This window comes from Peribacillus frigoritolerans (assembly GCF_040250305.1).
In the GTDB taxonomy this organism is placed as follows: Bacteria; Bacillota; Bacilli; order Bacillales; family DSM-1321; genus Peribacillus.
Map to the genome: position 1 here is coordinate 1220727 of NZ_CP158190.1, position 26227 is coordinate 1246953.

The 26227-nt window shown below is 40.9% G+C and carries 28 protein-coding genes; 18 read left to right on the forward strand and 10 right to left on the reverse strand.

What is annotated here, in order from left to right; translation table 11 throughout:
• Positions 1-482: 482 nt before the first annotated feature.
• From ABOA58_RS06010 to ABOA58_RS06025, 4 genes are all read left to right on the forward strand, one after another.
• Positions 483-1055: a YitT family protein gene (locus ABOA58_RS06010; protein WP_048678063.1), complete on the forward strand. Its 573-nt coding sequence runs from the start codon at positions 483-485 to the stop codon at positions 1053-1055.
• 94 nt (positions 1056-1149) lie between these two features.
• A complete protein-coding gene (locus ABOA58_RS06015) occupies positions 1150-1863 on the forward strand; it encodes a FixH family protein (RefSeq protein ID WP_350301622.1) in 714 nt (237 codons plus the stop codon).
• Between the two features lie 91 nt (positions 1864-1954).
• On the forward strand, positions 1955-2119 hold the full coding sequence (locus ABOA58_RS06020) for a hypothetical protein (RefSeq protein ID WP_157831095.1): 165 nt from the start codon (positions 1955-1957) through the stop codon (positions 2117-2119).
• Positions 2120-2281: 162 nt separating this feature from the next.
• Positions 2282-2911, forward strand: coding sequence for a DedA family protein (locus ABOA58_RS06025; protein ID WP_350302807.1), 630 nt, complete (start codon positions 2282-2284; stop codon positions 2909-2911).
• A gap of 53 nt (positions 2912-2964) precedes the next feature.
• Here the strand turns inward: ABOA58_RS06025 and ABOA58_RS06030 are convergent, their stop codons facing one another.
• From ABOA58_RS06030 to ABOA58_RS06045, 4 genes are all read right to left on the reverse strand, one after another.
• Positions 2965-4296: a hemolysin family protein gene (locus tag ABOA58_RS06030; RefSeq protein WP_350301623.1), complete on the reverse strand. Its 1332-nt coding sequence runs from the start codon at positions 4294-4296 to the stop codon at positions 2965-2967.
• A 274-nt stretch (positions 4297-4570) separates the two neighbouring features.
• Positions 4571-5680 (reverse strand): histidine kinase N-terminal domain-containing protein, encoded by a 1110-nt coding sequence (locus tag ABOA58_RS06035; protein ID WP_350301624.1) that lies wholly within the window; start codon positions 5678-5680, stop codon positions 4571-4573.
• Between the two features lie 236 nt (positions 5681-5916).
• On the reverse strand, positions 5917-6804 hold the full coding sequence (locus ABOA58_RS06040; protein WP_350301625.1) for a cation diffusion facilitator family transporter: 888 nt from the start codon (positions 6802-6804) through the stop codon (positions 5917-5919).
• A gap of 394 nt (positions 6805-7198) precedes the next feature.
• Positions 7199-7723, reverse strand: coding sequence for a universal stress protein (locus tag ABOA58_RS06045; RefSeq protein WP_350301626.1), 525 nt, complete (start codon positions 7721-7723; stop codon positions 7199-7201).
• Between the two features lie 295 nt (positions 7724-8018).
• Here ABOA58_RS06045 and ABOA58_RS06050 point away from each other — a divergent pair, with 295 nt between their 5' ends.
• Positions 8019-10052 (forward strand): transglycosylase domain-containing protein, encoded by a 2034-nt coding sequence (locus ABOA58_RS06050; RefSeq protein ID WP_350301627.1) that lies wholly within the window; start codon positions 8019-8021, stop codon positions 10050-10052.
• A 44-nt stretch (positions 10053-10096) separates the two neighbouring features.
• Here the strand turns inward: ABOA58_RS06050 and ABOA58_RS06055 are convergent, their stop codons facing one another.
• Positions 10097-10888 (reverse strand): hypothetical protein, encoded by a 792-nt coding sequence (locus ABOA58_RS06055; RefSeq protein ID WP_350301628.1) that lies wholly within the window; start codon positions 10886-10888, stop codon positions 10097-10099.
• A gap of 368 nt (positions 10889-11256) precedes the next feature.
• Positions 11257-11565 (reverse strand): hypothetical protein, encoded by a 309-nt coding sequence (locus ABOA58_RS06060; protein ID WP_061461953.1) that lies wholly within the window; start codon positions 11563-11565, stop codon positions 11257-11259.
• Positions 11566-11759: 194 nt separating this feature from the next.
• Between ABOA58_RS06060 and iadA the strand changes: the two genes are divergently transcribed.
• From iadA to ABOA58_RS06090, 6 genes are all read left to right on the forward strand, one after another.
• Positions 11760-12935: a beta-aspartyl-peptidase gene (gene iadA / locus ABOA58_RS06065; protein ID WP_350301629.1), complete on the forward strand. Its 1176-nt coding sequence runs from the start codon at positions 11760-11762 to the stop codon at positions 12933-12935.
• 922 nt (positions 12936-13857) lie between these two features.
• Positions 13858-14970, forward strand: coding sequence for a pyruvate dehydrogenase (acetyl-transferring) E1 component subunit alpha (pdhA, locus tag ABOA58_RS06070; RefSeq protein ID WP_350301630.1), 1113 nt, complete (start codon positions 13858-13860; stop codon positions 14968-14970).
• Complete coding sequence (locus ABOA58_RS06075) at positions 14970-15953, forward strand: alpha-ketoacid dehydrogenase subunit beta (protein WP_350301631.1); 984 nt, start codon at positions 14970-14972, stop codon at positions 15951-15953. Before pdhA ends, ABOA58_RS06075 begins: the two co-directional genes overlap by 1 nt.
• A 29-nt stretch (positions 15954-15982) precedes the next feature.
• Positions 15983-17263: a dihydrolipoamide acetyltransferase family protein gene (locus ABOA58_RS06080; RefSeq protein ID WP_350301632.1), complete on the forward strand. Its 1281-nt coding sequence runs from the start codon at positions 15983-15985 to the stop codon at positions 17261-17263.
• Positions 17264-18688 (forward strand): dihydrolipoyl dehydrogenase, encoded by a 1425-nt coding sequence (gene lpdA / locus ABOA58_RS06085; protein WP_350301633.1) that lies wholly within the window; start codon positions 17264-17266, stop codon positions 18686-18688.
• Positions 18689-19065: 377 nt separating this feature from the next.
• Complete coding sequence (locus ABOA58_RS06090; RefSeq protein WP_350301634.1) at positions 19066-20445, forward strand: amino acid permease; 1380 nt, start codon at positions 19066-19068, stop codon at positions 20443-20445.
• A 90-nt stretch (positions 20446-20535) separates the two neighbouring features.
• Here ABOA58_RS06090 and hisC read toward each other — a convergent pair whose 3' ends face one another.
• On the reverse strand, positions 20536-21648 hold the full coding sequence (gene hisC, locus ABOA58_RS06095; RefSeq protein ID WP_350301635.1) for a histidinol-phosphate transaminase: 1113 nt from the start codon (positions 21646-21648) through the stop codon (positions 20536-20538).
• 173 nt (positions 21649-21821) lie between these two features.
• On the opposite strand from hisC, the gene ABOA58_RS06100 reads away from it, so the two are divergent.
• Positions 21822-22280 (forward strand): Lrp/AsnC family transcriptional regulator, encoded by a 459-nt coding sequence (locus ABOA58_RS06100; RefSeq protein ID WP_350301636.1) that lies wholly within the window; start codon positions 21822-21824, stop codon positions 22278-22280.
• Between the two features lie 296 nt (positions 22281-22576).
• On the opposite strand, the gene ABOA58_RS06105 is transcribed toward ABOA58_RS06100, so the two are convergent.
• Positions 22577-22963: a hypothetical protein gene (locus tag ABOA58_RS06105; RefSeq protein ID WP_350301637.1), complete on the reverse strand. Its 387-nt coding sequence runs from the start codon at positions 22961-22963 to the stop codon at positions 22577-22579.
• Complete coding sequence (locus ABOA58_RS06110) at positions 22941-23210, reverse strand: hypothetical protein (protein ID WP_350301638.1); 270 nt, start codon at positions 23208-23210, stop codon at positions 22941-22943. The genes ABOA58_RS06105 and ABOA58_RS06110 overlap by 23 nt, the downstream gene beginning before the upstream one ends.
• Before the next feature lie 91 nt (positions 23211-23301).
• Between ABOA58_RS06110 and ABOA58_RS06115 the strand changes: the two genes are divergently transcribed.
• Positions 23302-23484, forward strand: a complete 183-nt coding sequence (locus ABOA58_RS06115; protein WP_350301639.1) for a hypothetical protein — start codon at positions 23302-23304, stop codon at positions 23482-23484.
• Between the two features lie 120 nt (positions 23485-23604).
• On the opposite strand, the gene ABOA58_RS06120 is transcribed toward ABOA58_RS06115, so the two are convergent.
• Complete coding sequence (locus tag ABOA58_RS06120) at positions 23605-24003, reverse strand: carboxymuconolactone decarboxylase family protein (protein WP_350301640.1); 399 nt, start codon at positions 24001-24003, stop codon at positions 23605-23607.
• 118 nt (positions 24004-24121) lie between these two features.
• Here ABOA58_RS06120 and ABOA58_RS06125 point away from each other — a divergent pair, with 118 nt between their 5' ends.
• The 5 genes from ABOA58_RS06125 to ABOA58_RS06145 all read left to right on the forward strand — a co-directional run bounded on the left by ABOA58_RS06125 (position 24122) and on the right by ABOA58_RS06145 (position 26007).
• Entirely contained in the window at positions 24122-24550 is a 429-nt protein-coding gene (locus tag ABOA58_RS06125; protein WP_350301641.1) for an Lrp/AsnC family transcriptional regulator, read from the forward strand.
• An 86-nt stretch (positions 24551-24636) separates the two neighbouring features.
• Entirely contained in the window at positions 24637-25197 is a 561-nt protein-coding gene (gene sigY / locus ABOA58_RS06130) for an RNA polymerase sigma factor SigY (protein ID WP_350301642.1), read from the forward strand.
• Positions 25157-25507: a YxlC family protein gene (locus tag ABOA58_RS06135; protein WP_350302808.1), complete on the forward strand. Its 351-nt coding sequence runs from the start codon at positions 25157-25159 to the stop codon at positions 25505-25507. The genes sigY and ABOA58_RS06135 overlap by 41 nt, the downstream gene beginning before the upstream one ends.
• On the forward strand, positions 25494-25712 hold the full coding sequence (locus tag ABOA58_RS06140; protein WP_137017007.1) for a sigma-Y antisigma factor component: 219 nt from the start codon (positions 25494-25496) through the stop codon (positions 25710-25712). The genes ABOA58_RS06135 and ABOA58_RS06140 overlap by 14 nt, the downstream gene beginning before the upstream one ends.
• Positions 25693-26007: a YbjQ family protein gene (locus ABOA58_RS06145; protein WP_350301643.1), complete on the forward strand. Its 315-nt coding sequence runs from the start codon at positions 25693-25695 to the stop codon at positions 26005-26007. Before ABOA58_RS06140 ends, ABOA58_RS06145 begins: the two co-directional genes overlap by 20 nt.
• Positions 26008-26227 lie beyond the last annotated feature (220 nt).

Genomic DNA, 26227 nt, shown 5'->3' on the forward strand with positions numbered 1-26227 from the left:
CAGCCGCTTGAACTCCCATTTCTTTTTGTGATGAAGAGAATAATAGTATATGCCGATTAGCGATGCGTAGACGGGAAATAGAAGAATTTCTGTCTGAAGGAGTGCAGCCATTTTCCAAAAGGATGCACATATCCGTTACGCAAAGCAGCGTTCGTCCGTCAAAACGAACATTCTTTAATGCCCCATCAAATCACCTCAATCTAATTAATTTAAATACTTTTATTATAGAAAGAGTTAATCATTCAGTCAAACAGCTTACGGCACCTTAAATCCGGTAAATTGCATGAAAAGGATTAGTTTGAGCTAATAATTAGCTGTTTTTGACTGTTTTCTCTACTTTATTGTAACATATTATAGAATATTCAGAAAACTGAGGGCCGTTTCCTAAAAAATTGGTCAATTTCATTATTTTTTGGATGGTACAAACATATTCTATAGAAACCAAGACAAGTTTTCATTGAAGATTAAAGGGGGTGGCGGCCATGAAAATCATGGAAAGGATGGCAGCAATCATTGCCGGCAGCATGCTAGTAGGAGTGGGAATCAATTTTTTTCTGATACCTTATCATTTATTGGATGGCGGCATGATAGGGATTGGGCTGATTTTTCATTACTATATAGGACTTCCGACTGGGCTGGGTGTGATTTTGAGCAGCATTCCATTATATATATATGCTTGGTATTTTGAAAAAAAATTATTCCTGAACAGCTTGCATGGCTTGCTTTTTTCCTCTTTATGCATCGACATTTTTTCTGACGCTGTCACAGGATGGAACCTTCCCATTTATGTAAGTGCGATAATCGGGGGAGGGTTGATTGGACTTGGAATCGGCTTGATGCTTCGGTATGGGACCTCTACAGGCGGAACTGATATGCTGGCACAGATCCTTTCCAGGAAAAGTGGACTCAATGTAGGGCTGCTGATTTTTTTCATTGATGGATGCGTATTGCTTTGCGGATTGAGCGTTGTCGGGACTTCAATCTTTTTATATTCATTTTTAACGATCATCGCGGTAGCCATGCTGACTTCAGTCACCGTGATGCGAACCATTTAGTGTTGAATTATGTATAAAAATCCTAAAAATGGAAAGGATGGGCAATATGAAAAGGACAGATTTTTAGTCTAATAAATAGTAAAGGGAAGTTCATATGAAAAAACTCTATATGTGTACTGCATTGTTAGTTATGCTGGCTGGGTGTCAAGAGGCTGAAATGCCAGAGGATAAAGAAGTGAACAGTGCTGTTCCAGAATCGATGGATGCATCAATTGTCATAAAAGGGAAAGTGGAGCCTGGAAAAGAAGTCATTCTTGAAACGACAGTGAAACAGGGAAGCCAATTGGTGAATGAAGCTGATGAGGTACTGTTTGAAGTGAGAAAGTCCGGACAGGATAAACGGGAAATGCTTGAAGCGAAGAATACTGGAAGTGGCGTGTATCAAGTGATGCATACTTTTGAAGAACAAGGCAAATATATTGTAGTCTCCCATGTAACGGCCAAAGGCCTTCATGTAATGCCTGAAAAAGAAGTTGTCGTTCCTGAACATGAAAGTGAAGGTGCATCGGTTCATCCTAGTACGGATGTATCCATCGAGTTTCAAAGTAACCCTGTAAAGGCAGGAAACAGTTCGAACTTTGAAGCGACCGTTGAATTGAATGGGAAACCACTGACAAAGGCAGATGTGAATTTCGAGGTCTGGAAGGAAGGCAGCGAAGAGAGTCATTTCACCAAAGCTGAAGAAGATGGGAATGGAACATATCTAAATAAGGTATCTTTCGAAGAATCGGGAACCTATAAGGTGCAGGTACATGTTGAAAAAGACGAAGTGCACGAACACCAACTGCAAACGATTCAAGTCAATTGATTGTTTTTTGGATGAATCGTTTAAACAGGTTTCATCTCTTCGTTAAATGGGAAGTTAAAGGATAACGGTACAGCAGAAAGGGAGGGTAAGCATGAATAATCAAAAAATCAACAAGTATAAAAATCTCGGGATTCATATTGAAAAAACGAAATCACGCCAAGAGATTTTCACTAATGTTTCACAAAATGATTCATCCTTACTCACCACAGCTGTTTTTTCTCAATTTTCCCAAAAACGGGAGCTAAAAGAATATTGATGCAATGAGACCGGATTACAAATCAGCTGGTCTTTTTTTGTGCATTCTAAATGTGTTGCATTGTGAAGCTGGATATGAAAAATCGAATAGAACCTTATGAGCTGAAATAGGATAGAAGGACAAACAATTTGAAATTAGCGGTAAGGGGAGTCCGATAGCATGATATCACAGCTTATTATGACGATATTGAATTGGTTTGCGGAAATGGGGTATATGGGGATTTTATTGGGGCTGATGGTTGAAATCATCCCGAGTGAGCTTGTTCTCGGATACGGTGGTTATGTGGTCGGCCTTGGGAAAATGAATTTTTGGGGAGCTGTTCTTGCAGGAGTGGCAGGCGGGACGATGGCACAGCTATTTCTCTATTGGGCTGGTTATTATGGAGGACGGCCCTTTCTCTTGAAGTATGGAAAATATATTTTAATTAAAGAAAATCATATTGTACATGCTGAAGAGTGGTTTCAAAGGTATGGTGTAGGCGTGATTTTTACGGCTCGATTCATTCCAGTGGTTCGCCATGCAATTTCCATCCCTGCTGGAATTGCAAGGATGTCCGTATGGAAGTTTATATTTTATACGGTTGCGGCTGTCATACCTTGGACCATCTTGTTTCTGACCTTAGGGCGGATCCTCGGCGAGAATTGGCAGCAAATCCGGGAAATAACGGAACCTTATCTCATTCCGGCTGCTGGTTTTTCCTTTATCATTATCATGCTGTATATTTTATGGAAAAAAAAGAGTACACCTCCAATCGTAACGGTCAAAAAAATGGGGCGGTTTCCCGATAAATGAACAATCGAAAAAACAGCCACGTAAAAGGTGATTTACGTGGCTGTTTTTAATCATTATCCTTGGGTAAGGTCTTCCTCCAGAGGAAGCTGTACGACCTTTTTTGTCACCTCGATAGAACGAATGGCGTGATCTTCCATTTCAATCACTTTAAAGCAGAAGCCGTCTTTTTCCATGATGTCCCCTACCTTCACATCATAATTTTCAGTAAGGACCCATCCGCCTATCGTATCGACATCATCTTCTTCTAAGTGAATGCCAAGTAAATCATTCACTTCCTTTACAAGAAGTTTAGAATCTAAAATATAATGTCCATCTTTAATTTTCCTGATCGAGGCAACTTCATCGATATCGAATTCATCACGAATTTCGCCAACGATTTCCTCGAGGATATCCTCGACTGTGACAAGTCCGGAAGTTCCACCGTATTCATCCATCAAAATAGCCATATGAATGCGTTCTTTTTGCATTTTTAACAGCAAATCGTGAATCGGGATATTTTCCATTACCCGAATGATCGGACGAGCGTAATTTTCTATTGCTTTGATATGGATTTCCCGATTCTTTATAAGATCCGAGAAAACTTCCTTTAAGTTCACTAAGCCGATGACATGGTCTTTATCACCTTCGACAACAGGATATCGAGTGTATTTTTCCAATTTGGCGACATCGACGAATTCCTGTACCGTATCATCTTTGGATATGGTCATGATTTCCGTCCTTGGAACCATGATTTCTTTGGCAACACGATCATCGAATTCAAAGATGTTGTTTACATATTTGAATTCCGACTGGTTAATCTCTCCGCTTTTATAGCTATCTGATAGGATGAAACGCAATTCTTCTTCCGTATGGGCTATTTCGCTTTCGGATGCTGGCTTGAAGCCAAATAAGCCGACAACTAATCGGGAAGAATGATTCAAGGCCCATATGAATGGAAAGGCTATCTTATGGAAAAATATCAGCGGGCTGGCAATTGCCAAGGCCACTTGCTCAGCCTTTTGGATGGCAACCGTCTTTGGAGCCAATTCACCTACAACCACGTTCAGGAACGTAATCAGGGAAAATGAAATGACGAATGTCAGAATGTTTGTGACTTCTTGAGGGATATTCAAGGCATTGAATAATGGCCCAACCAATTTGAGGACGGTCGGTTGTCCTAGCCAACCCAATCCAAGGGCAGTAACGGTAATACCAAGCTGTGTCGCGGATAGGTACTCATCAAGATCGGATGTAACCTTCTTAGCCGCAATGGCTTTTTTATTTCCCTCTTCAATCAATTGATCGATCCTGGAGCTGCGGACCCTTATGATCGAAAATTCAGAAGCTACAAAAAAGGCCGTTAAAGCGATTAAAATAATGACGAATAAAAAACTTAATATGTCCAATTAGTGTGGGACTTAATTGAATCGCCAAAACGATTTAATTATCCCAGTCACCTCCCAAAACCAATAATGAATGAAATGATATTTAGTGTATAAAATGTTAGATGAAAAATAAGTCTTGTCTATCTTGTATGAAAATTATGCTAGTTTATATTTTCAATCTATAGGATCATTCACCTCGATTAGTAGTGGAACCTACCTATTAGTATAAGTAACTGGACGTCAATCAGTCAAAAATTTCACACTAAAAACCTAAGTAAAAAAGGTTATTTATCCATTATTTAGTTTTCAATTGTATGGAAAAGGTCGTTAGGAAATCGGTAGAGTGGCAGGTTAAGGTTCCTTGATGCTTTAAAACGATTTCTTTACAGACGAATAATCCCAATCCCGTTCCCCTTTTTTTGGTGGTGATGAATGGTTCAAAAATATTCGGCAAAACGTCGTCAGGTATCTTCGGCCCGTTGTTCGATATATTTAAAGTAAGAATGCCGGGTGGTGATTCAGAGCCTGAAATGTAAATGGATGGGGAAGGCATCCCTGCAACCACATCAAGAGCGTTTAAAATAATATTAAGTAAAACTTGACGGAATTCTTCTTTAGAACCGGAAATTACGGCATCCTCGGCAATATTACATGTAATGGAGGCATTTACTTCCAAGATGCTCGGATATAAAAATTCGATTACCTCATTCACAAGCTGAGCAATGGAAAATAGATCAGGTGGTGATGCTGAAGTTTCCTTTTTGGAAATATTAAGGAATTGTGTGATCCGGTAATTGAGCTGATCCAATTCCTTTGAAATGATATCAAGGTATTTTATCTCAGGCTGTTCTGCCTGTAACAATTGTATGAATCCCATGATGGAAGTCAGTGGATTTCTGAATTCATGGACAAAGCTTGAGGTCATTTGGCCAAGTAGCGTCAAACGGTCTTTATGGTTTGGGCTTATGAATTGATAGCGTTCTTCAAGTTCGATCGTTTTCAATTCGGTATAATGGGATAATGCAAAATGAATGAGTTTATCGAAGTAAACGTTTATTTGCTTAATTAGAACCGATATTTCTTCTTTGGGTGCTTCGGAATTCAATACGTGCTCAATGATAGTGGATCTCCCGATGGTTGCAGTGGAAAAGAAATTTTCCATATCCAATTGCTTATTAACTCGATCAGACGCAATTTTTTCCCCTACGACCTTCAGTACATCACCAATTTCAGTATCCGATTTTCCAAGCTGATCCATTAGCAGATTAAAAATATTTTCCACTTCTCCTTTAAAATACCCCAGATATCCGTCCGGTAAATGCAGCAACTCATCTTTCCATTTGGAAATGATGCTGGTTTTTTGAGAAGATAAAAAGTGAATGGTCATTTCTCGATTAGATACCATTTTGCCCTCCATACTGTAGGAAAATGAATTTACTTTTGACCCAGAAAGTGCTTTATTAGAATAAAATTACAAAATATCAAAATAATTACATGATGTTTTCATGATAACAGATTACTGTTCTTTTAACATGTGTCAATTGGATAAATATTCGGCAATCAATCAATAAATACCTTTTTTTGACACAGTTTTATTACAGTAATTACAGGAATTAATAACAAAAAAAGGTATCCGTAAAGTTAATGACGGTTACCTTTTTTATGAAATGCATATGGTTCAATATGAACGATCACATGCTGGATATTATATTCCTTCAAAAGATTCTCTTCGATTTTAACCGTGATATCATGACCTTGAATGACGGTCAAAAGGGGGTTGACATGAACGGTAGTTTCGAGCAGGATTTCACTTCCGTGCATCCGGGCTTTGATTTCACTCATTTCTTTAACACCTTCTGTCAATATAATGGTTTGTCCGATCTTTTGCAGGAGCTGCTCGTCGAAACCATCGGTTAAAGAGATGGAGGCATCACGAAAGATATCCCAGGCTGTTTTGCAGATGATGACCCCCACGACTGCTGCAGCTATCGCATCCAGCCAAGGGATTCCCATCTTGGTGCCGATGATTCCAATGAAAGCACCAACACTGACAAGGGCATCGGATCGATTATCCTGTGCTACGGCATAGATGGAAGAGCTGTTGATCTTTTTACTTAGAGATAAGTTATAGCGGAAGATTCCGTACATGAAGATTGCAGAAAATAGAGCGACATAACCGGTCAGCATACTGGGAACGGTTGTTGAATCTTGGTGAAAGAAGGATTCAATGGCACTGAATACAACTTGGAGGCCCACGGTGATCATGATAAAGGCAGCTACCAACGAGGCTACGGTTTCCGCCCGTAAATGACCATATGAATGATTATCATCAGGAGGTCTCTTTGAAATTTTTAAACCGATCAATACGGCTATGGAAGCGATGATGTCGGTCGTATTATTTAAACCATCAGCCCAAAGCCCTTTGGAATCACCGAAATAACCAAATGACAATTTAAGAGCAGACAAGAATATGTACGCGGCGATGCTTATGTAAGCGCCTTTTTCAGCTGAAATCGAATGTTTATCCATGTCCACATTCCCTCCCCAATGTAAATTAGGCTTAATAAAGATACCAAATCAAACCTTAGTGAGTCTATAGAAAAATTGTCGTATTTAGCCATCTAACTTGGTTAATAGCAGGTGTATTGAAGGTCTGTAAAGAAGTTGGATAAATGAAAGATTACTGGGAATGGCAAGTTTTGATAACATGTGCATTTTCTTTAATTGTAATATTCTAACCGATGAACGAAAATTAAATACTTCCAAAGGGGAGCCAAAAAGGCTGAGAGTGAACAGTTCGAACTGATGCAGGGATGTGGTTTTGGATACAAGCAATAACTGAAAAATCCAACAAAAAGGCCGGATTCTATAAGAATCCGGCCTTTTTCGAAGTATGATCAACTAGTGTGAACCGGCTCAATTTTCATTTTGCAATGAATACCGAACAGGGTGCGTTTTTCGCAATGGTACTACTTGTACTGCCAAGGAAGAATTTTTCCAAACCGCTTTTAGCGCTATTGCCGACCACGATAAGGTCAGCAGAAGTTCTTGCTGCAAAGTCACATACGCTATCTGGCGCATATCCTTCCAATAGTTCGAATTTTCCCTTGACTTGACATTCACTTAACAATCTCAACGTATTACTTTCTGCATTCTGAATACTATTCTCGACGGCGGAAGGGGTGTCATTTACCTTTTGATTTCGTGGCTGATCAACTTCAACAACAGGATGTGTCTGGGCTGGATCTACATAAAATCCGGCAGCAGGTACGAACCCTGGAGCAGAGGCGTCTCCCATGATACGCTGTTCAACCTTATCATTTAGGACATGAACTATGGTCAATTCTGCTTTTGGAAAGGCCTTTTTCAACGTTGCTCCATATTCGACGGCCCGTTTACTCTCTTCATTTCCATCAAAAGCGACGACAATATGTTTTAAGTCCTTCATTAATATTATCTCTCCCCTTTTTAAGACCTTAAAGGTGTTATACCCACTTTTAAATGGCTTCACGCCTTTAATCTGTATATAGACTGCCATTTACGGGTAAAGGATAGATACGAGCATAGTTAAAATGGTAGGATGAAATCTGGTCTTTCAATTAGTTGTCATGCTCAGACGATGAAGAAATATCATCGGCAAGGGTGCGATATCCGAGTATAGTACTACAAGAAAAAGGGCGCCTAGCTTTGGCCTTTTATTCAATCGACGAGTTTTCTTTAATAAAAAGGGTAAAATATTTTTAATGAAACATGTCGCAGATGGGAAAATGGGGGTACAAATGAGAGGGTTAGTGAAATTAGGTCTAATTATAATATTGGCGATTGTGGTTTTAGGCGCCGGTTCACTATTGTATTTCAGGCAGGGTGCTGATATAAGTCATCTTGAAAATAATCTTCAGCAACCGACAGGAATCTATGATCTGGATGGGAATCTTGCCAGTACGATCACGGCAAATAAATCCGAAGGTGTTGCGATAGATGAAATACCGGAACATATGAAACAAGCGGTGGTTTCCATTGAGGATCACCGTTTTTATGAACATCACGGCATAGATTATCAAGGGATCATGCGGGCTTTGGTTAAAAATGCGAAGGCTGGAAGTGTTGTTGAAGGCGGGAGCACGCTTACCCAGCAGCTTGTCAAAATCACGATGCTGGAATCGGATCGAACTCTGAAGAGGAAGATAGACGAGTTTTTTCTCGCCCAGGAAGTTGAAAATCAATATACAAAAGATGAAATCCTGGAAATGTATTTGAATCAAGTTTATTTTGGCCATGGAGCATGGGGAATCAAAAAGGCAGCAAATATATATTTTTCCAAAGAGGTCTCTGAATTGACCGTTGCCGAGGGAGCTTTGCTGGCGGGAGTCATTAACTTGCCATCCAAACTTGATCCATATAAGAATTTAGACGGGGCAGTGAAGCGGCGTGATTTGGTTCTTTCGAGAATGGCGGAACATGGTTATTTGACGAAAGATGAAGAAGCAGCTGCAAAAAAAGATTCGGTGACACTTCTTATGGGGGAGAAGGAAACCGATCCATTAAGAGGTAAGTATCCTTATTATGTCGATCATGTTTTATCGGAAGCATCGAGTAAATATGGAATTAAGCTTGAGGAGCTGCTTTCAAAGGGCTATAAAATTTACACGACTCTGGACCAATCCATGCAGCAGGCTACAGAAACCGTGTATGAGAATGCAGCCAATTTCCCAGTTGGGACGAGTACAGAAGAACTGGTTCAAAGCGGGTCTGTCCTCCTTGATCCTGAAACCGGCGGCATAAAAGCACTTGTCGGCGGGAGAGGTGAACATCAATTCATGGGATATAACCGGGCAACCCAGCTGACAAGGTCTCCTGGTTCATCCATTAAACCGCTTGTCGTTTACACACCAGCTGTTGAAGAGGGATATGATATCACTGACCCTTTAAAGGATGAAAAAATGAGCTTCGGTGAATATGAGCCAACAAACCTGAGTGGTGAATATAAAGGAGAAGTCCCCATGTATGAAGCGGTGATGAATTCCTTGAATGTACCAACGGTTTGGCTATTGAATGAGATTGGCATCGATAAGGGGCTTGATTCACTTAAGCGGTTTGGGATTCCATATGACAAGGATGATCGAAACCTTTCGATCGCTTTAGGAGGGATGGAAAAAGGTGTTTCCCCGCTGCAGATGGCAGGAGCCTTTTCAGCTTTTGCCAACGAAGGGGAACGGATGGAAACCCATGCCATTGTAAGAATAGAAAATGCCGATGGAAAAGAAGTCGCCGCCTGGAAAGAGAAGAGCACCAAAGTGACCTCTGTAGGCGCCGTCGATAAAATGAATGCCATGCTGCTTGGAACAGTGGAATATGGCACAGCGAAAAACGCGGCAGTTTCCGGTTATGAAATAGCAGGTAAAACAGGGTCCACACAAGTTCCCATCGAAGGAATATCAGGGGTTAAAGATCAATGGTTCATCGGTTATTCACCTTCGCTGGTCGGTGCTGTATGGGCTGGATATGATAAGACGGACAAAAATCATTATCTAACGACACACAGCAGTCAGGGAAGTGCACTCATCTTCCAAAAAATAATGGCGCAAGCTTTACAGAATCAAGCGGCTCAATCTTTTAAAGCTCAGGATATCGGACCGCTAATAGCTGAACAGCAGGCACTTATAGCTGAGCAACAGGCAAAGGAAGAAGAGGAGAAAAGGAGACAATATTGGATTGATAAAGGAAATGAGATTAGGGAAGGTTTGAATAAATGGAGGGACTGGGAGGTTCCGTGGTGATTCTCAGGTAAGGCAATTTAATTAAAATTAACAAACTGAGACTGTCAATCATTTGACAGTCTCAGTTTGTCGGCGAATGGGAGCGGATTTAATACGTGGACCTTAAAATAAAATGCTACGGAGTCTGAATAAATCCGTGAACGGTCGAATAAAGAGCAGTGAAGGTCGAATAAATCCGTGAACGGTCGAATAAAGAGCGGGTAAGGACGAATAAATCCGTGAACGGTCGAATAAAGAGCGGGTAAGGTCAAATAAATCCGTGAACGGTCGAATAAAGAGCAGTGAAGGTCGAATAAATCCGTGAACGGTCGAATAAAGAGCGGGTAAGGACGAATAAATCCGTGAACGGTCGAATAAAGAGCGGGTAAGGTCAAATAAATCCCTGAACGGCCGGATAAAGAGCGGGAAAGGTCGAATAAATCCATGAACGGCCGAATAAAGAGCGGGAAAGGTCGAATAAACCCGTGAACGGCCGGATAAAGAGCGGTGAAGGTCGAATAAACCCGTGAACGGCCGAATAAAGAGCGGTGAAGGTCGAATAAATCCGTGAACGGTCGAATAAAGAGCGGTGAAGGTCGAATAAATCCGTGAACGGTCGAATAAAGAGCGGGAAAGGTCGAATAAATCCATGAACGGCCGGATAAAGAGCGGGAAAGGTCGAATAAAATCCGTGGACGGTCGAATAAAGAGCGGGAAAGGTCGAAAAAATCCATGAACGGCCGAATAAAGAGCGGTGAAGGTCGAATAAATCCGTGAACGGCCGAATAAAGAGCGGTGAAGGTCGAATAAATCCGTGAAAGGTCGAATAAAAAGCGGGAAAGGTCGAATAAATCCATGAACGGCCGAATAAAGAGCGGGAACGGTCGAATAAATCCGTGAAGGGTCGGATAATGAGCGGGAAAGGTCGAATAAATCCGTGAACGGCCGGATAAAGAGCGGTGAAGGTCGAATAAATCCGTGAACGGTCGAATAAAGAGCGGTGAAGGTCAAATAAATTTGTAAACCGCCAAAAAAAGCTCAGGATGAAATCAACTGGAACGTTTTTAAATGAAAAAAACTGCAGCCAAACTCTTCGTTTGGCTACAGTTTTTCATTTATTTTAAAAAATTAGATTTGCTATTATGCCGATTACGACAATTGCGCCTATTACCATTAAAATGGTTCTCATTTCTATACACCCTCTTCATAACGTAGTCGGAATCATTTAAATATTAACAGTTTGGTTCGATTGGAAACCGAATGCACTTTCATCATTTTCTTTACAAATAGCCTGTACTTTTTCTAGCATGGCATGTACATTCTCTCCTTCAAGGATGACTTTCATTGTTGCACACTCTTGAAGAATGAGCACAAAGGATACGAAAGTCGAAAGTTTCTTGGCATCGACCAATTTATGGTTGCAGATAAAATATATATTCCCTTTAAATTCTTTTGTAACTTGATATAGGTTCATGATTTGTCGCATGGATAATCTTTTATTTGTTTTAATGTCAGAAGAAATCACTTTATTCATGTCGTTTGCTCCTTTTGTTTTTATACTTTTGGAAAAGCATAATCAAGATGTCAATTCGGCTACAACTTTAAAAAAATGAACAAGTATGTTTGGTCTTTTTTATGTAATTGTTAGCGGGTCATGTTGTATATTTACCCGAGTGAAAGATTTTGAAACCTATTTGAAAATTTGTATTTTTTGAAGGGAGAAGGAGAATGCTCACACTTATTAAAAATGGGGAGCTATATGGTCCGGAATATATGGGCCAAAAAGATATCCTCTTGGTTGGGAAGCAAATTGGATTCATCGAGGACAAGATTGAGGTACCTGACAATTTCGTTGAATTGGAGGTGATTGATGCGGATGGCCAAATCGTGGCTCCGGGTTTTATAGATGGTCACGTACATATTATCGGCGGAGGCGGGGAAGGCGGCTTTAAAACGAGGACTCCTGAAATCCAATTAACAGATGCCACTTTAGCGGGTATAACGACATTGGTAGGGGTCATCGGAACAGATGGAACGACAAGGACGATGCCCGCACTGCTTGCTAAAGCGAGAGCGCTTGAAGAAGAGGGAATTAGCTGCTTCGTTCAGACTGGCTCCTATCAAGTTCCAGTCAAGACGTTAACAGGTAAGATCGAAGATGATTTGATTCTTGTCGATAAAATTATCGGTGTTGGCGAGATAGCCATTGCCGATCACCGTTCCTCGCAGCCGACTGCAGCTGAGCTGGCTAAACTGGCCTCTCAGGCGCGTAATGGAGGTCTGCTGTCCGGGAAAAGCGGTATCGTCAACATTCATGTCGGGGACAGTCTTGATCATTTGCATGTAATTGAGGAAGTTGTCGAGACAACGGAAATACCGATCACTCAGTTCTATCCTACGCATATAAACCGAAATCCGCATTTATTCAATGCAGGGGTGGAATATGCAAAAAAAGGGGGTTATATCGATTTTACGACAAGTACGATCGAGAAGTTCCTTGAAGAAGGGGAGGTCAAAGCAAGTACAGCAATAAAAAGGGCACTGGAAGAAGGCGTTGAAATCGGGCAGATCACCATAACTTCAGATGGACAAGCCAGCCTGCCTGACTTCGATGGAAGCGGTAACCTGCGGGGTTTGAACATTGGTACATGCATGTCCTTATATGATTGTGTTGTCGATGCGGTCCTTGAGGATGGAGTGACAATTGCCGATGCCATACGAGTTGCGACGGCAAACCCGGCAAACATTTTAAAACTTTCTGCAAAGGGACAGCTTGCGGCAGGTAAGGACGCCGATATCATCATAATGAAGAAACAAACTTTAGAAATAAATAGTGTTATCGCGATGGGGCAGATCATGGTCAAGGATGGTGAAGCAGTCGTGAAAGGAACATTTGAAAAATAGATCTTTCTAATTTTGGGTGCTATTTCCGTGCGAGTTCTACCCATTTATCCTGAATTGAAAAAAGGGGTAACATTGATCTAATTTCGGATTTCTGAAAGAGGGTATGTGTAATGATTCCCACTCCAGGCACTCTCTTTCAGCGGGCGGTCCGGGAGCCTCTTCGGCACTCGCCTGCGGGTCTCCCTCGACGCGCTTTTCCTGAAGGAGTCTCGAACACCCGCTCCAATCAACTGGAACTTCTTTTTAAGAAGTATTGTAGGGAAGCGATTTCATCAATTTTTCGACAAAAGGAGTTTCGGATTTCTCGCCCTGAACCAAGATTTTAAAAGTAAACTTGATTATCTTTCATGTTTTTTACTGTAATCCTCATTGGATTGAAGAAATTTGCGATACTCCTGCCGAATAACTTGCTAGCCGAGACCCCACAGGCGCATGCTTTGATGCGGCTTGGCAGACAGTCGGCGGAAAGGGAGCGGATTTCTGAAATCAACTGGAATATTCTGTTAGAAAAAACCGTATGCAACTGCATTTCTTGGAGTTTGTATACAGTCTAAGACCCTTATTATATAATGGGTCTTTTTTTGTGCTGGATACTTTTTGGATGAGGTCATGAATCGATCGAGCATATCAACAATTTGTAGGAATAAATGGAAATTAACCCATTAAAGGTTCTCATTTTCAAAATGAAGGTGAAGTATCAGAAAACATATTCTAAATAAAGGTAATTTACGAAAAATTCATTCTATTTAACATATTATTAAAAACTTGGATGTATTATCCTTTTATATAAGGCACTGTAGTTTATGAAACAGCATTTAATCACAGACATAAAGACCAATAAAACATTTTGGGCTGTTATTTCATGACTGTTCAAAACCTTGGTATGTTTGCGAATCAAATCTATCTTAAGGGGAGAAATGAAATGGAAAAGACGGGAAACCCAATAATGAAAGCGCATTCAGGCGGAACTGAGCCGGAAATGTTTCGTGTATTGACTCCGGAAGGGGAAATCATTGAAACGATTGATGGAAAAATCGATAAATCACTTATGTTAAAGATGTATGAGAGCATGCTCCTGCTCAGAACATTTGACCGAAAATCAATTAATCTCCAGCGCCAAGGCAGGATTGGAACATATGCACCTTTCGAAGGACAGGAAGCATCACAGGTAGGAAGCGCTTTAGCGTTGTCGGCAGGGGATTGGATGTTTCCCACATACCGTGATCATGGAGCTGCAATCATTCATGGACAGGAATTATACCGCGTTTTCCTATATTGGATGGCACATTTTGACGGCTCAATTTGTCCAGAAGGAAAAAGGATTATGCCTCCAAGTGTTCCCATTGCCACTCAAATGGTTCATGCGGTTGGTACGGCTTGGGCAAGTAAGCTTAAAGGCGAACAGAATGTTAGCATTGCTTATTTTGGTGATGGAGCCACTTCTGAAGGGGACTTTCATGAGGCACTGAATTTTGCTGGCGTTTATAAAACCCCGACAATCTTTTTCTGCCAAAATAATGGCTACGCAATCAGTGTGCCTTTTGAAAAGCAATCGGCATCCAAAACGATATCCCAGCGGGCTGCTGCTTATGACATCCATGGAGTAAGGGTGGATGGAAATGATATTTTTGCAGTATGGCTGACTGTTAAGGAGGCTGTCGAAAGAGCGCTTAAAGGGGAAGGGCCTACATTGATCGAAGCCATTACCTTTCGCTATGGCGCCCATACTACTGCAGACAATCCGAACATATATCGCGATCAGGACGAAATTTCAACGTTCTGGAGGGAAAACCGCGATCCCATAACACGTCTTAGAAAGTATTTGAATAAAGAGGGTCACTGGAATGAAGAGCAGGAGGAATTGGTGATAAAACAATTCAACGAACTGATCGATGCTCACCTTCAAAGAGCCGAAGGGCATCCAAAATCCGACCCGCTCGAAATGTTTAACCATGTATATGCCAAGGAGTCATGGCATCTAAAGGAACAGAAGCAGGAATTGAACCAAATCTTAAGGAAAGGCGGGAAGAAATAATGGGCAAAAATTTAACGATGCTCCAGGCTATTACGGAAGCGCTGGACCAAATGCTGGGTCATGATGATCGCGTGATGATTCTGGGTGAGGATATTGGAGTGAATGGCGGGGTTTTTCGATCGACGGAAGGGCTTTATGAGAAGTATGGAAAAGATCGTGTTGTCGATACGCCATTAGCTGAATCCGGAATCATCGGCTCTGCCATTGGTTTAGCCCTTAACGGAATGCTGCCCATAGTTGAGATCCAGTTTCTCGCCTTTATTTATCCGGGATTCGAGCAACTCGTTTCCCATGCTGCCCGTATGAGGTATCGTACTCGTGGGCAATTTGGGGTGCCCCTCGTAATCCGTACGCCATATGGTGCCGGAATCAGGGGTCCTGAACTTCATTCCGAAAGTGTCGAAACCTTCTTTGCCCATACTCCGGGTTTAAAGGTGGTTGCACCCAGTAATCCATATGACGCAAAAGGGCTGCTCATTTCAGCGCTCGAAGATCCAGATCCGGTGATTTTTTTGGAACCGACTAAATTGTATCGGGCCTTTAAGGAAGAAGTTCCCGACGAAATGTACCGAATACCCATCGGTCAAGCAAAAGTGGTCCAGGAGGGAAGCGACCTGACCATTTTTGCATGGGGGGCCATGTTAAGGGAGGCATTGAATGCCGCGAAAAAGATTGAAGCGGAAAAAGGCTGGCAGTGTGAAGTGGTCGATCTAAGGACATTATATCCTCTGGATAGGGATACGATCGTGCAATCCATTAAAAAGACAGGTCGTGCATTAATCGTCCATGAAGCCCATAAGACTGCCGGATTAGGTGCGGAGATCATCTCCATCATTAATGATGAAGCTCTTATTTACCTGAAAGCGCCGATTAAGCGTGTAACAGGATTTGATGTTCCGGTTCCGCCGTTTACAATAGAAGATCATTATTTACCGACTGTTGACCGGGTAAAACAAGGAATAGTCGAAACGATATCATTTTAATTGTGATCAAGGGAGAAGGAGGATGACGCATGATGGAATTTAAACTTCCTGATGTAGGGGAAGGGATGCATGAAGGGGAAATTATCCAATGGCTCATCAAAGAAGGGGATGCTGTAAAACAGGATCAACCCATTGTTGAGGTGCAAACGGATAAAGTCAATGCGGAATTGACTGCTCCCGCAGCTGGAGTGGTCAAGAAGATATTTTTTTCCGAAGGGGATATCGTGGAAGTGGGGACCACAATATTCACAATTCAGGAAGAGAACGATATGTCAGTTCCGGATACAGGCATTATTGAAGAAGAAAACCAAATCGTGCAATCTGGCGATGTAAAAGTGAATGCAGAGCATATTACGACTAAACAGCATCATGAGGCTGTGCGTGCGCTGGCAACACCATTCGTGCGCCAATTGGCGAGGGAAATGAAGATTGATATCGAGAAGGTTAAAGGCTCCGGTCCAGCTGGGCGAATTACCGAAAGTGACTTGAAGCAGGTTAAAGAAAATAATTCGTTTACACGGGAAAATGCCAAACAGCTTGATGACAGGATTGTTCAAGATATGGCCCTGATGAAGGATGCCAACCAGGCAAAAGGTTTGGAAAATGAGCGGGAAGAGCGGATTCCGCTTAAAGGCATTCGTAAAAAAATCGCTGAACATATGGTAAAGTCGGTTTCGACCATTCCTCATGTAACCCATGTAGATGAATTGGAAATGGACCGATTGAAGGAATTTAAAAATCAATTAAAGGAGTACTCCGATGATAAGGATATTAAATTGACTTTTTTGCCATTTTTCGTTAAAGCCATTGTCATCGCCTTAAAGGAGTTCAAAACATTAAACGCTTCAATTGATGAAAGAACCAATGAAATCATCCTGAAAAATTATTATCACATTGGGATTGCGACGAATACAAACGAGGGTCTCATTGTACCGGTCATAAAACATGCCGATCAAAAAACCATTTTCCAACTGGCTGATGAAATCAGGCGATTGGCAGCCCAAGCCCGTGAAGGGAAGTTGAACATAGATCAAATCACAGGCAGTACATTTACCATCAGCAATGTAGGACCTATCGGAGGCATGCACGCGACCCCGATCATTAACTATCCGGAAGCGGCCATATTAGCTTTGCATAAAATGGAACATCGCATGGTCGTTCGCGATTTGGAAGGTGTCATCCGTTTAATGATGAATATGTCACTTTCTTTCGACCATCGTTTGATTGATGGGGTAACAGCGGTGCATTTTACCAATAGAATCAAGGAATTGCTGGAAAATCCAATTCGTTTAGTTGTGGAGATGAGATAAATGGTAGTTGGGGAAGTTGCTGTAGAGACGGATGTTGTCATCATGGGAGGAGGTCCGGGAGGATATGCTGCGGCTATCCGTCTCGGCCAGTTAGGAAAATCGGTCGTGATTGTTGAAAAGGATAAGCTGGGCGGGGTATGCCTTAATCGGGGCTGTATACCATCAAAGGCATTAATTCACGCAGCAGATCAATACCAAAGTCTTAACGATTTAGGGAAAATGGGAATCCGGCTGCCTCAGGAAAAAAACATTATGGACTTGGGAGTTTGGCAGGATTGGAAAGCGGGCATCACATCTCAATTGAGGCAAGGTATTGCCCATTTGTGTAAGGAAAATGGAGTGACGGTGGTTAAAGGTCAAGCAACCTTTTTATCTGATGACCGCATTGGAGTCGAAACCGATGGCGATTTTGAAACCTATAAGTTTGAGCAGGCAATTATTGCGACGGGGTCCAGGCCTTTCATTCCATCCTTCATTAAAGTCGATGGAGAATATATATTGGATTCGACTTCATCTTTGCAGCTGCAGGAAGTTCCTTCAAGCTTGTCAATCATTGGCGGAGGATATATCGGAATCGAATTGGGTATGGCATTTGCAAAGCTAGGTACTAAAGTGACCATCATTGAAATGGCCAATCGCATACTCCCCCAAGTTGCTGAAAACCTGGTAAAGGAAGTCACAAGGAATGCCAAGAAGCTTGGGATGAATATCAAAACCTCCTCGAGGGTAGAAAAGGCGACAATAGTGGATGGCCAAGTACATCTTCATGTGTCCTCGGAAGAACAGGGGACGGAAGTGGTCGTGAGCGAAAAGACCCTGGTTACAATTGGAAGGATGCCTAACACTGAAGAAATTGGCCTGAATCGGGCTGGAGTTACGGTTGGCGAGAAAGGCCATATAGCAGTGGATATGGAATGCCGTACAAATGTGCCGCACATCTTTGCCATCGGCGACACTACACCTGGTCCGGCTCTTGCCCATCGAGCATCCAAACAGGGAATCGTGGCAGCTGAAGTGATAGGGGGGCTGCCAAGTGCCGTAGACTCACCTTATGTTCCCTATGTAATCTTCTCGGAACCACAAATAGCTGGTGTTGGTTTAAGCCGTGAAGAAGCTGAACAACAGGGATACAGCGTCAAGGTCGGCAAATTTCCGTTCAGTGCCAACGGAAGGGCGCTTGCAACGAATGAAACGGAGGGATTTGCTGAAGTAATCGTGGATGCCAATAGCCACATATTGCTCGGGATGCATATGGTAGGTGCTGATGCTTCCAACCTTATAGGTGAAGGGGTCCTTGCCCTTGAGCTGGCGGCTCGGGTCGAGGATATAGCCCTCAGCATGCATCCTCATCCAACTTTGACCGAGGGGTGGATGGAAGCGGCTGAGGCAGTTTTGGGACATGCGATTCACATCGTAAATAAATAACATAACTGGAATATGTATCATGGGGATTACCAATGTAGTCCCCGATTAGAATGTTTCATTTTAATAGAGTCAGAAACCCAATCATTGGTCCCCGTAAGGCAGGGCTATCTGCAAGTTACTCCATTTCGAAAATCTGACCCGGCGTTTGACCAAACGGGAGCCGTATTAGCCTGCAATGATTCCTCTTGTAAAACTAATGGCTTATTGATATCATTTTTACTTTGGGGAAGTATGAGAAGAGTTTTCAAGAAGGCTTTGCATCCTTCCACTCCTAAACCATAACGGTTGATGAGATAACTTATCTATTCGCCATTCAACGATTGAAATGGGTTTGATTTTTTATATGAGAAAATTATGGAATGAAGGAGGCAAATGTAATGGAGTCAAATGGTGGGTCACTGCAAAAAAAATTATTGCCGCGGCATATTAGCATGATGGCAATGGGAGGGGCAATAGGTACTGGGATTTTTAAAGGAAGTGCCGAAACCATATCGTTAGCAGGGCCAGGAGTCATATTCACTTATATTTTTGCAGGATTATTACTGCTTGTAGTCATGGGTGCTATAGCAGAAATGGCAATTGTCTATCCAAATACAAATATGAAGGGTTTCGTTCAGAAAGCATTCGGTAAGCGCTTTTCCTTCATCGTAGGCTGGATGTATTGTTTCATGTGGCTGTCCGTATGTGTCATTGAGGTAGTGGTGGCAGGAAGCTTCTTGCAGTATTGGCTCCCGGCAATCCCGCTATGGGTATTAAGTTTAGGGTGTGCGGCTTTCATCATTGGGATTAACATGATGAATGTCAAAAATTATGGTGAATTCGAATTTTGGTTTGCTGGCATCAAAATTACAATGATCATCTTATTCATCATATTGGGAGCCTGTATTTTATTTGGAGCCATCCCAAGCGGCGGATCTAATTATCTGCAAAACTTCACAGGGCATGGAGGGTTTTTCCCAAATGGGTGGATGTCCATCTTTTCGGCATTACTGATCGTCATGTTCTCGTATGGCGGTTCCGAGTTAATAGGGGTGACGGTAACGGAAGCAAAGGATGCGGAACGCATTTTACCGAAGGTCATTAAAAACTATATTTGGAGAGTCGTATTATTTTTCACCTTACCGATACTTGTAATCTGCGGTTTGATTCCATGGAACGAAATTAGCGACCAGGCAAGTCCGTTTGTACAAGTTTTGTCAATGTCAGGTTTTCAAGGATCTGCACATATCATGAATTTCATTTTGATTACGGCCGTCTTATCAGCCGCTAACTCTGGAATATATGGGTGTACCCGAATGCTGCATTCTTTAGCTGCAGAAGGGGAAGCTCCCAAGTCGTTCTCTTATGTATCAAAAAATGGCGTTCCATTGTATAGTTTGATATTAAGTGCAGTTGTATTGGTCGTCGGTTCCATGATTACTTTCGTTGCACAGGACCAGGCATTTACTCTGTTAATGGCTTTTCCGGGTTTTGTAGTATCACTTGTATGGATCAGCATCTGTTTAGCGCAGTTAAAACTTCGCAATTCATATCCCAAGGCTCCGAGTTTTAAATTGTGGGGATTTCCATATGTTACCTTGTTTACCATAATCACCTTAAGCATCATTTGTGTCACGTTCGTGTTCAGTGAACAGAATCGGATCAGTATCATTGCTTGCCTGATTGTGTTGGCTGCATTAATCTCGATTTCGATTTTTAAATTTAAAAGTGTGGATGCACAGGAAACTCCTATAATAGAAAAGGATATTGCTAAATAAATCCACGTAAAAGATACGGCATGGGCAAAGGCGTCCATGTCGTATCTTTCATTAATGATCATTGTTATACAGCAACTTCATTTCAATCGGTCATGCACCAGACGTTTTATTGATTATATGTTGTAAGGATGCTATGAATCTCTCGTTTTCAGGCGGAGTGCCGATGGTCACGCGGATCGTATTTTCATAGCCTAGCAAATGACCTGAACGGATGATGACACCCTGAATTAATAACTTCTCAAAAATGTCCCTGCCAGGCTGGTTCAATTTGACCATCAAGAAGTTGGCATGTGAAGGGAAGAATGTTAATCCCATCTTGCTTAGTTCGTTTTCTAAATATCTTCTTCCTTCCCCATTCTTACGAACACATTTCTCAACGAATGGATGGTCGTCGAGGGAAGCGAATGCCGCAGCCTGTGCTAAACGGTTGGTATTGAAGGGTTCCTTCACTTTAACTAGCTCTTGTATTATGGATGCATCCATTAAACCGTATCCAATCCTTAATGCAGCCAGGCCATAAATCTTAGAAAAGGTGCGTAAGATAACCAGATTTGAATGCATATTTAGAAGTGGCAAGGTTTCTAAATATTCTCCATCTTCGACATATTCATAGTATGCTTCATCTACGATCAGCAAAATATGTTTCGGCACCTTTTCGATAAAAGAGCGCAACTTTTCTTTTTGAACGATCGTTCCTGTTGGATTATTGGGATTACAGACAAATATCATTCTTGTTTTTTCTGTTATGGCCTCATACATACCTTGCAGGTCATGTACACCATTAATAAGAGGTATCTTTACAGGTGTGCCGCCGTCAATCAATACATTCGTTTCATACCGTGGAAATGTCACATCAGCCATGATGACTTCATCATTTTGTTGAATATAGGTTCTTGTTAACAAACGTATCACTTCATCAGAACCATTTCCCAAAATGATATGATCTTTATTGATATTCAATTTCCTTGCCAGCTTTTCAGCTAATGCCGGTGCCATACCTTCAGGATAAAAGGAGGTTTGCTCCATCTCGGTAAGCATGGCTTCTTTTGCTAGAGGTGAGTAACCGAATGGGTTCTCATTGGATGCCAATTTAACGATCGTTTCAAGACCAAGTTCACGTTGCACTTCTTCAATTGGCTTGCCGGAAACATATGGGCTAATGCTTTCAATGTTTTGTCGAACCGGGATTTTCGTAAAGGTCAATGCAGGTTCCTCCCTTTGGTAAATTCTGAATTTTCTTTTTCTATTTGATTATTTTAATGATAGAATATTAACTGGTAAAATTACATACAAAAAAGAATGTATTTATTGCTATCCATACAACATTTTAAAGAAATATATGCTTATATTCCTTCATTATGAAAGGCGGTTGCTTAATGGATGAAATAGATGTCAGGTTACTGGAACTTTTACAAAGAGATGGACGCATTACGATTAGTGAACTATCGAAGAAATTGGCTCTCAGTCGACCTAGCATCTCTGAACGGATGTATCGCCTGCAAGAAAAGGGGGTCATTGAGGGGTTCAGCGCAAGAGTTTCACCTCTGGCAATAGGAAGGGGTGTACTTGTGTTCATTCAGGTGAGTGAACTTAAGGTTCCTGTTTCCGATTTTGAAACATTGGTGAAAAATGATTTAGACATTATCGAGTGCCATCGTGTAACAGGAACAGTTGGATATTTTTTGAAAGCAGCTTTAGCTGATATGGACAGCATGAGATTACTGATAGATCGATTGATACCCTATGGACATCTTAATACATCCGTGGTTTTGACATCCCCGGTACCTTCCCGCTCCATTCTTCCAAGGATCAATGAAATGGAGGATACTAGATAAATCGATTCGTTCAAGTTATTGAAGTGTTTTGAACTAGGTCTTTTTCAGAAAGGAACGAGCAAGATGCTCGTTCCTCAGAGTGTAGAAAAAACCCTTTTCCCAAAATAACACTAAAGAAAAAGGGGTTTTTCTTCTTTTCATATAGTTGGTTGCTCGGATGGATAATACTATATATTGACGCTTATTGGGATAAAAAAACAGCTGTCGACTACAGTCTGAGAGTTCATCATTTAATTAGATGAACTCTGTATACTTATACTGTTTTAGTTCCCGATGATTAATAAATTAATCATATTTTAGTTATATTTAACTTTTATATAGGGAGCACCTACACCATATGCAGTATTTGAATAATACGTATTTATAACCTTTCCGGTAGGGCTTTTTACTACGTGTTTAAATCTCTTGAAAGTAATATCTGCCCAAACACCTAATCTACTATATTTTTTTGAATTAGCTGGGATTGTTGTAGAAACTGAGGTATTATGAGCTACGCTAACGCCCACATTATAACCACCATAACTATAAGAACCAGAAATAGTATAAGATTTTCCACGAGAAATAGTATAACTGCTTGCTTTAGCCCAAGCGTTTGTAAGAGGGTGGTAGTTTACCCATTTTTCTTTTGCTGTATTAGTAGTAATGGTTGTTGTTGTAGTTTTATGTTGCGCATGTAGGAACAATTTTTATAATTTGGCTATCTAAATAAGGACTATAGTCTTCTACTGTATCAAAAAATACTAAGGTCCCATCGTTTTTTGTTAAGCTGTACGGAGCATCAACTGTTAATTCCACATTAGCTCCTTCAATTTCAACAATAGAACCGTCTACATTTTCTGCTGAAACCTTTGCTAAATTCCAAGAACAGATTAATAAAATAAACAGACTGAAAAGGCTAAGAAGTTGAATGTAAAACTTTTTGTTATTCATCCTCATTTTAATCCTCCTTTTTTCTGAATTTTCTGCGTATGGCATACACTTTATAGTATATAATACAAATTAACTAAATGGAGGTAATATTATGAAATTATTAGCCGGTATAATAGCATTGTCTGTTTCTTTTATACTATTTATTTATTTGTATGGATTAAAAGTTGATCACTCTATTAAATACAACGGAAGTTTTTATACCTTTCCAGCAATACTATTATTGATAGCCGTATTTTGTTTTGTATCAATTATGGCGAAAAACAACAAAGATTGAACGAAAAAAGTGATTAGTAAAAAAGCCCCTAATCAAAAAGAGTAAGGGCTCAGATTGTAGAGAAAAATATACTTTCTCTACGAAATGAGGAACAAGCAAGATGCTCGTTCCTTTTTGTCGTTACTTTAAATCCATCAACGCCCCGAAATATTGCTGGGCGGTTGTAAAACAAATGAATGCCAATAGTTCAGAAATCTCTTCATCACTGAATGCCTCCTTCAATACTTGGAAAAACATTTCCTCCGTTTTTTCACGTTGCAAGAGGAATACCTCCGCAAAGGCGATTGCATAGCTTTCTTTCATATCTTCCGGCTTTAGTGGAGTTCCTTTTGCCTGACAGTATGAGCAGCCATTACCGTAGGCCAGCACCCTTCTGACGTTTTCCTTTAACTTCTTCGAAAGTTTCCCATCTGCAGATATGCAATCTGAAAGCTCCGACCATTTATGCGAAATCTCTTCAGAATGAAATAATCTTTGAAACGGACTGGATCCAATCGATGATTTTTTTATTCTTGTCATGAACATCTCCCCTTTGAGATAATCCTAATATAAAAACCCAGGAATTTTAATTCCGTTTGTAAAGTATTGCGGTTGAATAATGAATGAATGCAAAGAGAAGAAGGGAAATAATTTTAAAATGAAAATAGATGAAAAAGACCAGAGTATCCTTGCCGAATTAGCGTTGAATAGCCGAATTTCCATGAGGGAATTGGCAAAGAAAGTAAACCTCTCCGCCCCCACCGTTGCCGAACGGGTACGGCAAATGGAGTCGTTCGGGATCATTAAAGGGTATGTTGCCGAGATAGATCATAAAAAGATCGGCTTTCCGATTGAGTGTATCGTGGAAGCAACGATAAAAAATGGCGAATATGAGAAATTCAAAAAGTATATTTCCAAGGAGCCGAATGTTGACTTTTGTTATCGAATTGCCGGGCAGGCTTGCTTTATGCTTAAAATACACAGTGAGAGCCTTGAAGCAGTGGAGGAATTCATCAATCGGACCATTCCTTTTGCGGCAACCGTTACCCATGTTATTCTTTCTGAGGTAAGGCTAAGTCAGGAATAAGAAATTTTTTATTTCCCGTGAACGATTTCATCATCTGAAACGTCAAATAAGTATAAAGGTTACGGATGTGAGAGTGGTGACGATAAATGGACGAAAAAGATCTGGTTAAAGCAGCAAAAAAGGGAGATGATCAAGCGTTAGCTGAATTGTTTCAAGGTTCCTATCCTTTTCTGCTTAAATATTTACTGAAGTTGACCTTTGATCTCGAAAATGCTGAAGATTTAGCTCAGGAGACTTATTCGAAAGCAATTGAGAATCTCTCGAGGTTCAAGGGTGCTTCGAAGTTTTCCACATGGCTGATTTCCATTGCAACCCGTTTATTTTTGGATCAGAAACGGAAACAGAAGCGAGAATTCACCTGGTTAAAACAAGAGAAGACAGTACGAAAACTGAAATGGGAAACACAAAACAATAACCAAGCTTGGGATGATGTCATGGAAGCGTTGGGTCACCTACCGGATGAGTTACGTGTACCAATCATTTTGAAGCATTACTATGGTTTTTCTTACGAAGAAATAGCAAAAATAGTCAAAGTTCCAGAAGGTACCGTGAAATCACGTGTTCATAAAGGTATAAAAACAGTAAGAAAGGAGTTGAATCCGGTTGATGAAGAACCATCCCATTTATCCAAACCATTCAGGCAGTGATGATCAAGAAACAATCAGCCAAATAAATCGGAGCCTGGAAAATTTTGATGAAGCTTTTACAATTGATATCCCTCAAGCAGCTTATTTTGAACAAAAAGTTAAGATACAGCGTGAAAAACTTAAAAAAAAATGGTGGAAAGAGCTGTTTATATTTACTGTAACCGCTGCAGTCATCCTAAGTTTTCTGGTTATTGCCCTATTCCATCAACCAGAAGTGTTTCTGGCGCTCCAAGTGATGACCGTGATTTTCATTGGTCTATATACGTTTTACGTGAAAAGGAAGGTGAAGGTGAGTCATGAGCAGCCTTGAAATATATGCATTAATCGTGTGCGGGTTGATTTTACTGACCCAAAGCATTTATTTATTTATTGATGCCAGGAAGAATGGCTTCAACCAATGGATGTGGGGTATTTTAGGTTTGATTCAAGCTCCTGTTCCATTAATTTTTTATTTGATAATAAAAAGAATAAGAAAAAAGGAAGAGGATGAGCTATATGATTATCGTGACTACTAATACCGTCCCTGGTAAAGAAATTAAAGAACTGAAGGGACTTGTTAAGGGAAACTGTGTTCAATCGAAGCATATTGGGAAAGATATTCTCGCAGGATTACGGACAATAGTCGGTGGTGAAATTACTGAGTATACAGAAATGATGATGGAAGCCAGACAAAAAGCAATTGGCAGGATGGTGGATGAAGCAAAAGGAAAAGGGGCGAACGCAATTGTCGCAATGCGTCTGGAAACCTCTGCGATCATGCAAAACGCTTGTGAAATCATTGCTTACGGCACGGCAGTTCATGTTGAGTGACAAAAGGTTTGATTCATATCCTTTTGTAGTCCTTATTTTATTGAATCAACTTCACGCTATTCAGTAAAGTTGTTGGAAATGGGCAGTAGCTCCCTGGAATTTTTAATAAAATGCTACAGGCAATTTGAATGGGAGCATTCGGAATTTAATAGAGATTATTATTTACCATAAGATTATCGTTCATTGAACTTTTTTAAAACCGATTCGAAGCTATCGGACT